Genomic DNA, 14,391 nt, shown 5'->3' with positions numbered 1-14,391 from the left:
AAACGCACTGCCAAAGCAGTGCGTTTTCTTTCCAGCAAACCAGAGACTCACACCCTGGCGCTGCGCATCACAGCGCCTGCTGCTTGCTGGCCGAGCGCGCCTGCATGAACTTGCCCAGGCCAACCACCAGCAAGGCGCCGGCGGCGGCGGCGGCGTAGTGCAGCCAGGGATGCGCCATGGTGTAGCCGCGCAGCAGGTTGTCGTTGACGACGGTCTCGCCGCCGACCCAGCCGATCAGCGCGGCGCCCAGCGTGATGATCACGGGGAAGCGCTCCATGAGCTTGATCATCAGCGTCGAGCCGAAGATCACCAGCGGGATGCTGATCGCCAGGCCCAGGATCAGCAGGACCATGTTGCCCTGCGCCGTGGCGGCCACGGCGATCACGTTGTCCAGGCTCATCACCAGGTCGGCGATCAGGATGGTGCGGATCGCGGCGGCCATCGAGCCCGTGCCCTTGGCGTGGCCTTCGCCTTCTTCCTCGCCGGTCAGCAGCTGGTAGCCGATCCACAGCAGCAGCACGCCGCCGATCACCTGCAGGAAGGACAGCTCCAGCAGCTTGGCGGCCACCACCGTCAGCACGATGCGCAGCACGACGGCCGCGCCGGAGCCGAACATGATGGCTTTTCTTTGCTGTTCAGGGGGAAGCGAGCGCGCCGCGAGGGCGATGACGACGGCGTTGTCGCCAGACAGGATGATGTTGATCCAGACGATCTTCACCAGCCCGATCCAGAAGTCGGGGGTACTGAGAAATTCCATTGTTACTCCACTGTTATGAATGCGAAAGCGCCGCAGGCGCGGCGCTGTCTTTTATGAGTGGACGAAGTTTAGGCCCGAAATCCGACCTTGCCGATTCGTAATACTGCGTAAACCTACCCGTGCCGGTGCGGCGGCTCGAGCGCGCAGCCGGCCTCGAGCATGGCCTTGAAGCGCGTGCAAAAGCGCATCAGCGGGGCGCCGTCGATGATGTCGTGGTCGGCGCCCAGGTTCAGCTGGATGAATTCGCGCTCCACGGGCTGGCCGTTCTCCAGCACCAGCCGCTTGGCGATCGAGCCTATCGACAGCGTGAGCGTCATTGGCGTGATGGGCAGGACGATCGCCGCGCCCTGCGCATGCATGCCCATCGAGGTGATGCCCACCGTGCCCACCAGGTCCTTGAACATGACCGGGTCGCGGCGGATGAAGAACCAGACGATGCGGCGCAGCGGCCGCGGCAGCCCGAAGAAGCGCTTCTCCAGCGCCGTCAGCGGCCCGCCCTGCCCCAGCGGCGCCGTCTTCGCGGCCTGGAGTTCGGCATGGATCCCGGACGCAGCCTTGCGCTGGGCGGCGCGCACGATGTAGTTCAGCGGCAGCGCCGCGCCGCCGCCGATATCGCGCTCGACCATGAAGGTCAGGTCGATGTCCTCGAAGACCGTCAGCCTGGATCTGCCGCGCCTATAGGCATGCATCGAGCGGTTCTCATTGACCGCGCAGGCCAGGGTCCGGGCGATGTAGCTGGTCAGCGAGATGCGTTCGGCCTGCGCCGCGAGGTGCCGCCGCATGGGCGCAACCTCGGCTTCGAACAGCAGGTTGATGGTGTTCTTGCGCCGGCCCTCGGCCATGACGTCGAGGATGAAATTGCGCAGCTTCGGATAGGGCTGCTGCGTGCTCGCGGGCGCCGGCTGGCGCAGCAGCCCCCACAACTGCGACAGCACCAGCGCCAGGCCCCTTGCCATCAGAGGCGGCGCGATTCTTCGACCAGCGCCTCGACGGTGGCGCGGATCTGCGCCTCGGTGTGCTCGCAGGAGACGAAGAAGCGCAGCCGCGCCGATTTCTCGGGCACTGCCGGGTAGAGGATCGGCTGCACGTTGATCCCGCGCTCGAACAGCACTGCCGACAGGCGCGCCGCCTTGACCGAGCTGCCGACGATCGCGGGAATGACCGCCAGGCCGGTGCTGGTGCCGGTGTCGATGCCGCCGGCACGTGCCTGCTCCAGGAAGAACCGGCCGCGCTGCTGCAGCGCCGTGACGCGCTCGGGCTGCGCCAGCATGATCTTCAGCGCCGCCAGCGAGGCCCCGGCCACCGGCGGCGGCATGCCCACGCTGTAGAGGAAGCCGGGCGCGAGGAACTTCAGGTGCTCGATCAGCGCGGTCTCGCCGGCGATGTAGCCGCCGCAGCCGGCCAGAGCCTTGCTCAGCGTGCCCATCCAGATGTCCACATCGCCGCCGGCCAGCCCGAAGTGCTCGCGGATGCCCAGGCCGGTCTTGCCCATGACGCCGAACGAGTGCGCCTCGTCGACCATCAGGAACACCTTGTGCCGGCGCTTGACCTCGATGAACTTCGGCAGGTCGGGGAAGTCGCCGTCCATGCTGTAGATGCCCTCGAGCACGACCAGCACGCGTTCGAACTGGTGGCGCTGCTCGGCCAGGATCTGGTCGAGCGCGGCCCAGTCGTTGTGCGCGAAGGACAGGCGGCGCGCGCCCGACAGCAGGATGCCCTGCACCACGCTGTTGTGGATCAGCTCGTCGTGCAGCACCAGGTCCTTCGGGCCGAACAAATGGCCGATGGTCGTGACGTTGGCCGCATGCCCGCTGACGAAGGTGATCGCGTCGTCGACGCCATAGACCCGCGCGATCTCCTGCTCGAGCTGGCGGTGGATCGGACGCTCGCCCGACACCAGCCGGCTGGCCGACACCGAGGTGCCGTACTGGTCGATGGCGGCCTTGGCGGCGTCGGCCACCTCGGCGTTGCCCGACATGCCCAGGTAGTTGTAGCTCGAGTAGTTGACGTACTCGCGGCCGGCGATGCGCGTCACGGCCCCGGCAATGCCGTCATGCAGCTTGAAGAACGGGCTGCCGATGCCCAGGCGTGCCGCGCCGTCGTTGATGATGCGGATCTGCTGGTAGCCCGGGTGCAGGCGGAAGCTGTAGTGCTGCTCGGCGATCTGCACTTCGCCGGCCGCCACCGGGGCCGGCGCCGCGACGCTGCTGCCCTGCTCCGCCTGGCGCAGCCGGCGCTCGAGCGCCTGCTGGATCAGCTTGTCCTTGATCTGGGCCGTGAGGCCCGGAAGTCCCTTGCGTGTCATCAGTTGATCATCCTTACGGCCGTGTCCTGGGATTCGATGTCCTGCGCCAGGCTGGCGATGGATTCCGCCGACACCTCGCTGCCGTGCTGCTCCATGATCTGGCGCGTCTGCGCCAGCACTTGGCTCTCGGCCGGGGCGCCGCCCTGCTCGTCGCTGCCCTTGAGCTGCAGGCCGATGCGCTCGGCCAGCTTGGCGATGGTCGGACTCTGGCTCAGCGCCATCACGGACAGCTGGATGCCGAAGCGCCCTTCCAGCGCCACCACCAGCTCCACGCCCATCAGCGAGTCCAGGCCCATGTCGTAGATCGAGCGGTTCGGATCGATCTTCTCGGGCGACACGCGCAGGATCTCGCCGACCTCGCTCTTGATCATGTCGGTCAGCGTGACCTGCAGTTCGGCGTCGGAGAGCTCGGCCAGCACGCGCTGGATGTCGCCCGAATCCTCCTCGTCGGCCTCGTTGTCCATCGCGTCGCGCGCCAGCTCGCTGAACTTGGGGCTGCCGGCGCTGGGCAGGAAGCGCGCCAGCGCCTTCCAGTCGAGCTCCATGACGCCCAGGCCCGACTGGTCGGTGGTCATCATGCTTTCCAGCGCGTCGAGCGCGATGGTCGAGTTCAGCGCCGAGCCGCCCATGCGGCCCTGCAGCGCGTCCTTGATCTTCTCGTTGCGCGCGAGGAAGCCGACATCGTCGATCGCCCCCCAGCGCACGCAGGTCGCGGCCAGCCCGTTGGCGCGGCGGTATTTCGCCAGCGCCTCCAGGCAGGCGTTCGCGGCCACGTAGTTGCCCTGCCCGGGGTTGCCGAACAGCGTGGTGGCCGAGGAGAACATGACGAAGAAGTCCAGCGCCGTGCCCAGCGTCAGCTCGTGCAGGTGCTGCGCGCCCATCGCCTTGGGCGCGAGCACGCTGCGGATCTGCGCGGCGTCCATGTTGCGGATCAGGCCGTCGTTGATGACGGTGGCCGCGTGCACGATGCCCTTGAGCGGCGGCATGCTTCGGCCGATGTCGGCCAGCAGCCCCGCCAGCGCCTGGCGGTCGGTGATGTCGCAGGCCGCGGCATGCACCTTGACGCCCTGCTGCTCCAGGCGCGCGATGGCTGCCTTCGCCGCGTCGGCGCTCGGGCCGCTGCGGCTGATCAGCACCAGGTGGCGCGCGCCCTTGGCGGCCAGCCATTCGGCGGTGCGCAGGCCGAAGCCGCCCAGGCCGCCGGTCACGAGGTAGCTGCCGTCGGCCGCGAGCTCGAGTGGCTTGGGCGCAGCGGGCGCGGGCGTGTGGATCTGGCCGATGTCGTTGCTGTAGGTCACGACGATCTTGCCGATCTGGCGCGCCTGCTGCATGTAGCGGAACGCCTCGACGATGTCGTTGGCGTCGAACACGTGGTAGGGCAGCGGGTGCAGCACGCCTTCGGTGAACAGCGCCATCATCTCGGCGAACAGGCTGCGCGTGAGCTCGGGGCGCGACTGCATCAGCTGGTCGGCGTCGATGCCGAAATAGCTGATGTTGTTGCGGAACGGGCGCAGGCCGATCTTGGTGTTCTCGTAGAAGTCGCGCTTGCCCAGCTCCAGGAAGCGGCCGAAGGGCTTGAGCACGCGGAAGTTGCGGTTGATGGCCTCGCCCGCAAGCGAATTCAGCACCACGTCCACGCCCTTGCCGCCGGTCTGGGCCAGGATCTCGTCGGAGAAGGCCAGGGAGCGCGAGTCGTAGATATGGTCCACGCCGAGCTGGCGCAGGAAGTCGCGCTTCTCGTCGGAGCCCGCCGTCACGTAGATCTCGGCACCGATCCACTTGGCCAGCTGGATCGCGGCGATGCCCACGCCCCCGGCCGCGCCGTGGATCAGCACCTTCTCGCCGGGCTGCAGCCGCGCGAGGTGATGCAGCGCGTAGTACACGGTGAAGAAGGTGCTGGGGATGGTGGCCGCGGCCTCCAGCGAGATTTCCGGCGGGATCAGCGAGATCGCGCTGGCCTGGGTGACCACGCGGTTGCCGAAGCTCGAGGGCCCGAAGCCCACCACCAGGTCGCCGGGCGCGTAGCCGCAGTCCGCGTCGGCCACGGCCGTCACCACGCCGGAGAACTCCAGGCCCAGCGTCGGGCCGGCAAAGCCGTTCTCGATGGCTTCATCGGACAGCAGGCCCAGCGCGTACATGACGTCGCGGAAGTTCAGGCCCGTGGCGCGCACGTCGACCTCGATCTCGCCAGGGCGCAGCATGGCGCGCGGGTGCGCCTCCCAGCGCAGGTTGCGCAGCTGGCCCGGGTACTGGAAGGCCAGGCGGATGGTCGGCGAATCGATCTCCTGCTGGACCTGGGGGCGCGGCGCCAGGCGCAGGCGCGGCACGTAGCGCGCGCCGCCCTGGGTCAGCACCACTTCCTGCTCGGCGTCGGGCTGTTCGAGCTCCTGCGCCAGCGCGCCGACCACGGTGTCCAGCGCCAGCGTGCTTTCCAGGTCGACCAGGCGCACCTCGCAGTCCGAGGCCTCGTTGATCAGCGTGCGCCCAAAGCCCCACAGCGCCGCGTCCTGCACCGGCGTGGCCGTGGCGTTGGGCAGCAAATCGCTGGCGCCGGCCTGGGTCACGAGCCAGCAGGTGGTGCTGGTCGACGTGCTCTCGCAGGCCTGGACGATGGCCGCGGCCAGCGCGCAGCGCGCGACCTGCTGCTCCAGCACCGCCTCGGCTTCGGTGGCGGCGCTGGCAATGCCTGCCAGGTGCACGATGCCGTCGAGCTTGCCGTAGCTGGCGGTGGTGGTGCGCAGCAGCGCTTCGATCGCGGCGGTGTCGCCGGGGCCGGCCTGCACCACCATGTCGCCGCGCGCCTGCAGCTTCTTCACCAGCTGGTCGGACAGCTGCGCCGACACCCCTTGCGCATCCGCCAGCAGGATCCAGCTGCGCGGCGCGCGCTTGGCCTCCGTGGCCGGCAGCTGCGCCGGCTTCGAGGGCCGCGACAGCAGCAGATAGGGGCCGGACAGCGTATCGGGCGACAGCTCGAACAGGTCGGTGTCGGCAAAGCCCAGCTGCTGCAGCTGCTGCTGCCAGAACTGCACGGGGCGCTGGTTCGACAGCCAGCTGCCGTTTTCCGTCAGCGACCAGTTCTTCTGCTGGGCGCCGAACACGAAGTCGATCCAGCGCGAGGCATGCTGGCCGACCACGACCAGCGAGCCGCCGGGCGCCAGGCAGGCGCGCGCGTATTCCAGCGCGGCCACGGCCTCGGGCACGGCGGCGAAGTCCAGCGAGACGATGGCCAGCTGGCAGCCGGGAACCGGCGCGGCGCTGCCGATCTGGCGCGTGTCGATGTGCGGGAACTGCTCCTTGAGGCGCGCGGCTTCCTCGAGCGCGGCGGCCGATTGGCTGGCAAACGCATAGTCGGCGCGGTCGGCATCGAGGCCCAGGCAGGCATCCATGGCAAACGACGGCGCGCCTTCGCTGATCTCGACCAGGCGCAGGCGCTGGCCCTCGGGCAGCTGGCGCAGGCCCTGCGCGATCAGCTCCTGCAGCGTGCGGCCGATGCGCTGCTTGCTCTTGGCGCCCAGCGCCTGGCGCAGCAGCGTGACCAGCGAGGTCTCGCGCGGGCAGACCTTGTCGAGCGTTTCGGTGCCTTGGAGCAGCTGCGGCAGGTGCATGCCGATGCGGCCCACCGAATGGACGATCTGGAAGTAGTCGGGATAGTCCGCGACCAGGGCGTTCCAGATGTCCTCGGCGGAAGCCTGCTCGTCATCGCCCGGCACCAGCTCCCAGCCGTCGGGCGTGTGCGTGATGGCCTGGTCGTCGCTGGCCAGCAGCAGCAGGTGCGCGAGGAAGGGAGCGATTTCCGGGTTCGCGGATTGCAGCGCCAGCACCTGCTGCGTGAACAGCTTGCGGCCGTCGGCGGACAGGCGTTCGAAGGCCTGGCGCGTGAAGCGGCTGCACAGGCTGTCGAGCAGCGGATCGACCTCTTCGCAGTAGCGGCGGTGCGAGCCGGTGAGCGCCGAACGCCGCGCCAGTTCGGCCAGCGCCGAGTGCACGCTGTCGAAGGCGATGGCCGGCGCCGCGTCGCCCGCGAGCGCATGCGGCTGGGGAATGCCGTGGTAGTCGAGGAAGCGCAGCCGGTCGGCGGCGTTCTTGCTCAGGCGGATGCTGCGGAAACGCGCTTCCTTCACCGCGGCAATGGGCACGCCCTCGGTGTCGAACACGGTGAATTCGGCGCTCAGCGAATGCGCCGTGCGGCGCAGCAGCGTCACGCGCGCGAAGCCGGGCTGGGCCTGGCTGGCGCGGAAGCTGATGCGGCCCATCTTGGTGGGAATGAAGGTCAGGCCCTCATGCACGCCCATCTCGTCCTTGAGCAGCTGGATGATCAGCTGGAAGGTGCAGTCCAGCACCGCCGGGTGCAGGTGGGTCTGCGCGAGTTCGGCCTCGATGCTCTGCGGCATCTTCAGCACCGCCAGGGCCGAGCCGCCCTCGACCCAGCCGAAATCGATGCACTGGAACGCCGGGCCGTAGCCCAGGCCCGCGGCCTCGGTCAGCGCCGCATGGCTGTCGCCGCTGAAATCGGGCTGGCGGGTGGGCAGCACCGGTGCGTCCTGGCGCAGCAGGCCGTCGCGCGGCTCGCGCAGGATGCGGCCGACGGTGTGCAGCGTCCAGGGGTCGGTGCTGCCGACCTCGCGGCCCTTGACGCTCAGGCTGCCGTCCTGGGGATCGATGGACACGCGCACGATCTTGGCGCTGCCTTCGTTCAGCAGCAGCGGCGCGCGGATCTCCAGCTCCTCGACCTCGGCCAGCGTGCCGGGCTGCCACTGCAGCGCCGCGGCCAGCGCCAGCTCGCCGAAGCCGGTGCCCGGGAAGATGGTGGTGTCGCCGACCACGTGGTCGGCCAGCATCGGGTTGAGGCGGGGGTCGAGCTGGTTCTCCCAGGTCAGGGCCTGCTGCTGCAGCGCGTAGCCCAGCAGCGGATGGACCTTCTGGCGGTCGAGCAGCCCCAGCGACTGCGCCGTGACCGGGTGCCAGTGGCGCTCGCGCTGCCAGGGGTAGTACGGCAGCTGGACGAAATTGCCGGTGGTGGGGAACAGCTGCTGCCAGTCGATGCCGGCGCCCGCGATCAGCACCTGGCTGCAGGCGCTCCAGACGCGCTGCGCCGCGTCGTCGCCACGCGCGAGGGTGGGAATGACCCGGCCTTCGGTGCCCTGGTCCTTGAGGCAGTCGTTGATGTAGCTGCGCAGCACCGCGTGCGGGCCGACCTCGACGAACACGTTCGTGCCGTCGGCCATGATCTGCATCATGGCCTGCTCGAAGCGCACCGGCTGGCGGATGTTGTGCCACCAGTACTCGGCGCCCAGCGCCGTGCCGTCCAGCAGGCCGCCGGTCACGGTGGAATAGAAGGGCACGCTGGCCGCGCCCGGCTGGAGACCCGCCAGCGTGACGCGCACGCCCGCCTCGATCTCGTCCATGGCCGGGCTGTGGAAGGCATAGTCCAGCGCCAGGCGGCGGTTGAAGACGCCGCGCTCGGTCAATGCGGTTTCCATTTGCGTCAGCAGCGCCGGATCGCCGGCGATGGTCACGCCGCGCGAGCTGTTCATGCCGGCAATGACCAGGCCGGGCGTGAGCCCCAGCTCCGCCAGGATGCTCTCGGCCGCGCCGTGGCCCAGGCCGACGGCGGTCATCTCGCCCTTGCCCTTGGTCGTGCCCTGCAGGCGGCTGCGCTGGTAGATCACCTCGACCGCCGCTTCCAGCGTCAAGGCGCCGGAAGCCCAGGCCGCCGCCACCTCGCCCACGCTGTGGCCGGCCACGGCCACGGGCATGACGCCGCGCTGGCGCAGCATCTGCGTCACGCCCACCTGCAGCGCGAACAGCGCCGGCTGCGCGACCTCGGTGAACTCGTAGCGGTCTTCGCCATTGCGGCCCGCGAGCTCGGCTTCGAGCGAGTCCGGCGAATAGCGCTGGAAGATGGCGTCGACCTGCTGCACCGCGGCCTTGAACACCGCCGACTCTTCCAGCAGGCGCTTGCCCATGCCGGCCCACTGCGAGCCATTGCCCGAGTAGACGAACACCGGGCCCAGCGGCTTTGCCAGCGCCGTGCCGGATTCCACGCCCTTGGCGGTCGAGGAATCCTCGGCAAATGCGCGCAGCGCCTGTGCGACGGCCGCGCCGGTGGCGCCTTCGACCACGGCGCATTGTTCGTGGCGCTCGCGCCGGAAGGCCGCGCTGTAGGCGATGTCGTAGAGCGCCGCGGCCGGCTGGTCCTGCACGAAGTCGGCAAACGCGCGCGCCGCGTCCTTCAGCGCCGCGGGATCCTTGGCGGAGAGGATGAAAGGTGCGGCCGCAGGCACGGCCGCCTGGGCACCGCCCTGCGCGTCGATCGCGGCCGGCTCGTGGCTTTCCAGGATGACGTGGGCATTGGCGCCGCCAAAGCCGAAGGAGTTGATGCCGACGATGAGCTTGCCGGACTTCTTGAGCTGCCGCGGCTCGGTCGCCACCTGGATGTTCCAGTCGTCGAACTCGATCTTCGGGTTCAGCGTCTTGATGCCGATGGTCGCCGGCACCACGCGGTGCTGGATGGCGTAAAGCGCCTTGACCAGGCCGGCGACGCCCGACGCGGCCTCGAGGTGACCCATGTTGCTCTTCACCGAGCCGATGAGCAGCGGGTTGTCCCTGGAGCGGCGCTTGCCCAGCGCATCGCCGATGGCGCGCGCTTCGATCGGGTCGCCCACCGCCGTGCCGGTGCCGTGCGCCTCGACGTAGTCGATGTCCGCGGGGTCGATGCCGGCCTCGCTGTACGCCTTGTTCAGCAGCGCCGACTGGACCTTGGGGCTGGGCACCGTGAGGCCGGTCTTGCGGCCATCGGTGTTGACCGCGGTGTTGGCGACCACGGCCAGGATCCGGTCGCCATCGGCCACCGCCTGGTCGTAGTCCTTGAGCACGAACATGCCGCCGCCTTCCGAGCGCACATAGCCGTCGCCCGCGGCGTCGAACACGTTGCAGCGCCCGCGCTTGGACAGCATCGTGGCCTTCGAGAAGGTGATGAAGCCATAGGGGTGCAGATGCAGGCTGACCCCGCCGGCCAGCGCCTGGGTGGTTTCACCCGAGACGATCGAGCGGCAGGCCTGGTGGAAGGCCACCATCGACGAAGAGCAGGCGGTATCGATGGCCATGCTCGGACCCTGCAGGTCGAGCACGTAGGAGATGCGGTTGGCGGCAATGCTGGCGGTGTTGCCGGTGGCCACCGAGGAGTCGATGGCGGACAGATCCTCCGACAGGCGGTAGGCATAGTCGGCGCTGGCGATGCCGATGAAAACGCCGCACTGGCTGCCGCGCAGCGTCGAGGGCTTGATGCCCGCGTTCTCGAGCGCTTCCCAGCTCATCTCCAGCAGCAGGCGCTGCTGCGGATCCATCAGCGCCGCTTCGCGCGGCGAGATGCCGAAGAAGCCGGCGTCGAACAGCGAGACGTCGCCCACGGAGCCGGCGGCAAACGTGTAGCTGCTGCCGGGATGGTTCTTGTCTGGATGGAGAAAGCCGTCCTTGGCCCATCGCGAGGACTCGACCTCTGTCACCAGATCGCGCCCATCGAGCAGGTCTGTCCAGTATTGGTCGGTATTCGTACTGGGGAATCTAAAGGAAAGACCTATGATTGCGACGCGCTTTTTCATTATTTCCAATCAGCCAGCAATATGGGCTGGCTTTTCAATTCATCGGTTTCTGCGGCCGGCAGAAGCTGCCTGATGCGGCAGGAATTTTAGGTTAAGTTGCAAACGACCCGGCTCCCTGCGAGGCATTGCGGAACGCGGTGTGAAACTGACGCGTTCCTGGCCGGCCAGGCACTGCCACGGCCGAAGGCGTGGATTTCGGCGCTCTGCGGCAGGGGGACGGCCCCCAGCGCATGATACGGGAAGCCCGAAGCGCAGCAGTGGGCTTGCAACTCCTTTTGCCTGCAGTAACGAAGAACGTTGGTTTTGACCAACTGGCTGCTTCAGGCAGGTCCGCCTCCGCTTCGCCTCGCAGGCCATCTCCACCTTCGGATTCAACCGCTGGCCTTGCCTGCAACGGCTTGGCGCTTTGGCCTGGAGATGTGGTGTTGCCCGGCTGGCAGCGCCGGGCTGTGCGTGAATAACTGCCCCGATGCAGCTTGCCCCCTGGCGCCCGGCGTCTCGGTTCCTCAGCCATTTCGACCCGATGCGGCAGCGCGAGAAAGATATGAAAAATTACAAATCGTCTTTCTTGCTTTGCGATGCCTGGGCCCGAAAACCAGCTCCGATTTCCATGAAATCCCATTCCTGAGGGCTTGCAGCCTGTTCTTCAAGCTCTTTATTTCATAGCAAGCTGCAGCAACGAATGCGGGAACCCGCCATTCTTTTGCCTATTTTTTAAGCAATTTTCAGGGTGTCGGTTCATGGCTTTCTCCATGGCCGCCCTTATAGGGCTGCAGGGCGATGAGGCCCGCGTGCCCGATGATCCTATGCACAAGAGGACGGCATCCGGCTCATCCACTGCTGTGGATAACCGCAAGGACCTGCGGCCGCCTCCGCGCACGCTCTGCTCCCATGGATCTGGACAAGCTGTGCAAAGTTGCTGCAAGCCCATGATCCTGCTGCATATCTTGATTTTTCCCCAGGACAGCCCACAGCCCTGCCCCCAGGGATATGCACAGCCTGTACGGACAGAAACTTGTCGGCGTCGCTGTGGATAAGTGGAGCTTCAGATGAACGGCGGATTACTTGTCCTCGCTTGTCCACAGAATTTCCAGTCCTGCGAAAATGGCCTCCTGATCGCTGCCTGCACATGCAAATACATACGCAGCAGTGTTCCAAGCGCCTGTATGTATGGCAAAAAACATAAGATTTAACATCTTATTCAATACATATCTGTGTTTTATTTATTATTTAATACGGCTGGCGCCTGAAGGGCCAGCCCATTTCGCATCGAATGTCCCAGCAAAAGTGGGCCCAGATGGGCCTTGAATCGTTTGACGAGGTGGTCGCATCCATCCCCGGGTTCCGCAGCCGCGAGGGGCAGCGGCGTATGGCGGGCCAGGTCGCGTCCACGTTTGGCGCGGCCCAGCTCGGCAAGGTCGATGACGACGCGGTGGCGCCCGAAAGGGCCATCGCGGTGGTGCAGGCAGGTACGGGGGTGGGAAAATCGCTGGCCTACAGCGTGCCCGCCATTACCCTTGCGCTGGCCCGCGGCACGCGGGTGCTGATCTCGACGGCGACGGTGGCGCTGCAGGAGCAGCTGGTGAACAAAGACCTGCCCGCGCTGGCCGCCCAGCTGGAACAGCCCTTCAAGTTCGCGCTGGCCAAGGGCCGCGGGCGCTTCGTCTGCAAGCTCAAGCTCGAGCGCCTGGCAGGCACCGGGGAGTCGCATGACGATACCGACGACCTCTTTGCCGAGGAGGAAGCCGCGACCCGCAACGCGCGCCCGGCGCAGGAACGCGAGGCGCGCATGCAGTTCTATGCAAGCATGGCCGATGCCATGGCCACCGGCGTCTGGGACGGCGACCGCGACTCGCTGGCCACGCCGCCCGAACCCGAGGCCTGGAGCCCGGTGGCGGCGGAGTCGAGCTCCTGCACCGGCAAGCACTGCCCGGTCTTCGACAGCTGTACGTATTACGAGCGCCGCAAGTCGATGGTCGCGGCCCAGGTGATCGTCGCCAATCACGATCTGCTGCTGTCTTCGCTGGGCGCGCGACTGCTGCCCGATCTGGACAACTGCCTGCTGGTACTGGATGAGGCCCATCACCTGCCCGCCACCGCGCTGTCGCAGTTCGCCTGCGCGCTGGATCTGAGCCGCCTGGGCTGGATCGACAAGCTGGCCAGCCGCGCACTGCGCGTGGGCACGCTGCTGGAGGTCGAGGAAGTGGCCGACGTGCCCGGCCATTCGAGCCAGCTGCGCCAGACGCTGCAGGACCTCGCGCGCCTGGTCATGGACTTCTATGGCGACGAACTCAAGGCGCGCAAGGACAGCTGGGGCCCGGCGCGCGTGCGCGCAGCCCGCGGCATGCTGCCCGAGGCCCTGCTCGAGCCGCTGGCCCAGGCCTCGCACCACGCCAACGGTTTCCTGGACGCATTGCGCGCCATCTCCAAGGCGCTGCGCGCGGAAATCCGCGACAAACCCGAAGAAGCCCGCAGGTTGTCCACACTCTATGCACAGGTCGGCGCACTGGCGCCACGGCTGGAATCGGTCTATGACACGGCGCAGCTGCTTCTGCAGCAACCTGCGGAGGATGAAGACACCAAATACGTTCCCAACGCCAAATGGTTCACGTTGGAGACAGATGGCGAATTCATCGTGGTCAAGGCCCATGCCAGCCCGCTGCTGCCGGGCGCCACGCTGCGCCAGCATCTGTGGTCGCAAGTGCGCGGTGCGGTGCTGACTTCGGCCACACTGACAAGCTGTGGACAATTCGACTTCTTCCTGCGCGAGTCGGGCCTGCATGGCGATGCGGCCGTGACCACGCTGGAAGTGCCCAGCCCTTTCGACTACGCGTCCCAGGGCATCTTCGTGGCGGCCGAGACCCATGCCGATCCGCGCCAGGCCAGCGCATTCACCAACGAGATGGTCGATGCCCTGCTGCATGACCTGGCGCGCGTCGAATCGGGGGCACTGGTGCTGTTCACGTCGCGCGAGCAGATGCGCCTGGCAGTGGACGCGCTCTCCACCGCGATGCGCGCCAACGTGCTGGTGCAGACTGCCATGCCGCGCGCCCAGCTGCTGGCCCTGCACCGCGAGCGCGTGGCGCGTGGCGAGGTGTCGATCATTTTCGGCATGCAGTCCTTTGGCGAGGGGCTGGACCTGCCCGGGGCGCAGTGCGAATCCCTGTTCATCACCAAGCTGCCCTTCGCACCGCCTGACGATCCCGTGGGCGAAGCACGCGCCGAATGGCTGCGCAGTGCCGGGCGGGACCCGTTCAGCGAGCTGGTCGTGCCCGCCACCGCCATCCGCCTCGCGCAATGGGTGGGCCGCGCCATCCGTACCGAGGAAGACCGGGCCTTCGTCTATTGCTACGACAAGCGCCTGGTGCGCACCAGCTATGGCCAGCGGCTGCTCAACGGCCTGCCGCCCTTTGCCCTGGAAAAGCGCCCTCCGCGCTGACGCGGACGTTGGACAGGCGGCCAGGCAGGGGCCGCCCAGCCGGGATATCGGTCGGGCCAGGGGATGTGGTCCATGCCTGCCAGCCTCCCATTCCCCGTCCGTTGCCGGCGGAGCCTTGATATCCGCCAGGAGGCCCGCCTCCTTCCCATGCCTTTGCCGGCCCTTTAGACGCCCTTCAAGCGCCTTGCAGCACCGCAGTGCATCCCACCCCCGTCCGGACCTGAAAACGCGTCCTGGCGTCTCTGCGCTGTGTTTGCGAGGTGTCCTCCGTTCCTGTACCCGCTAGCGC

General features: G+C 67.6%; 5 protein-coding genes. 1 reads left to right on the top strand and 4 read right to left on the bottom strand.

Annotated features, from left to right (window positions below):
- Window positions 1-67 precede the first annotated feature (67 nt).
- The 4 genes from M9799_RS08270 to M9799_RS08255 form a co-directional block, all read right to left on the bottom strand.
- On the bottom strand, window positions 68-757 hold the full coding sequence (locus tag M9799_RS08270; RefSeq protein ID WP_231042914.1) for a TerC family protein: 690 nt from the start codon (window positions 755-757) through the stop codon (window positions 68-70).
- A gap of 113 nt (window positions 758-870) precedes the next feature.
- Entirely contained in the window at window positions 871-1,713 is an 843-nt protein-coding gene (locus M9799_RS08265; protein ID WP_231042915.1) for a 2-oxo acid dehydrogenase subunit E2, read from the bottom strand.
- The gene (locus M9799_RS08260) at window positions 1,713-3,062 is read right to left on the bottom strand and encodes an aminotransferase class I/II-fold pyridoxal phosphate-dependent enzyme (RefSeq protein ID WP_231042916.1); all 1,350 of its coding nucleotides are present in this window, start codon (window positions 3,060-3,062) and stop codon (window positions 1,713-1,715) included. Before M9799_RS08260 ends, M9799_RS08265 begins: the two co-directional genes overlap by 1 nt.
- On the bottom strand, window positions 3,062-10,663 hold the full coding sequence (locus tag M9799_RS08255) for a type I polyketide synthase (protein ID WP_231042917.1): 7,602 nt from the start codon (window positions 10,661-10,663) through the stop codon (window positions 3,062-3,064). Before M9799_RS08255 ends, M9799_RS08260 begins: the two co-directional genes overlap by 1 nt.
- A 1,273-nt stretch (window positions 10,664-11,936) precedes the next feature.
- Between M9799_RS08255 and dinG the strand changes: the two genes are divergently transcribed.
- A complete protein-coding gene (gene dinG, locus M9799_RS08250; RefSeq protein WP_231042918.1) occupies window positions 11,937-14,102 on the top strand; it encodes an ATP-dependent DNA helicase DinG in 2,166 nt (721 codons plus the stop codon).
- Window positions 14,103-14,391: the final 289 nt, after the last annotated feature.

Origin of the sequence: Comamonas endophytica, assembly GCF_023634805.2 — a bacterium.
In the GTDB taxonomy this organism is placed as follows: Bacteria; Pseudomonadota; Gammaproteobacteria; order Burkholderiales; family Burkholderiaceae_C; genus Comamonas; species Comamonas endophytica.
This window is presented reverse-complemented; position numbering and strand designations above follow the sequence as displayed.

What these genes read in the sequence shown, in the direction of transcription:
- M9799_RS08255 (WP_231042917.1), bottom strand. Translation starts at nt 10,663, where the DNA reads ATGAAAAAGCGCGTCGCAATCATAGGTCTTTCCTTTAGATTCCCCAGT.
- M9799_RS08260 (WP_231042916.1), bottom strand. Translation starts at nt 3,062, where the DNA reads ATGACACGCAAGGGACTTCCGGGCCTCACGGCCCAGATCAAGGACAAG.
- dinG (WP_231042918.1), top strand. Translation starts at nt 11,937, where the DNA reads ATGTCCCAGCAAAAGTGGGCCCAGATGGGCCTTGAATCGTTTGACGAG.
- M9799_RS08270 (WP_231042914.1), bottom strand. Translation starts at nt 757, where the DNA reads ATGGAATTTCTCAGTACCCCCGACTTCTGGATCGGGCTGGTGAAGATC.
- M9799_RS08265 (WP_231042915.1), bottom strand. Translation starts at nt 1,713, where the DNA reads ATGGCAAGGGGCCTGGCGCTGGTGCTGTCGCAGTTGTGGGGGCTGCTG.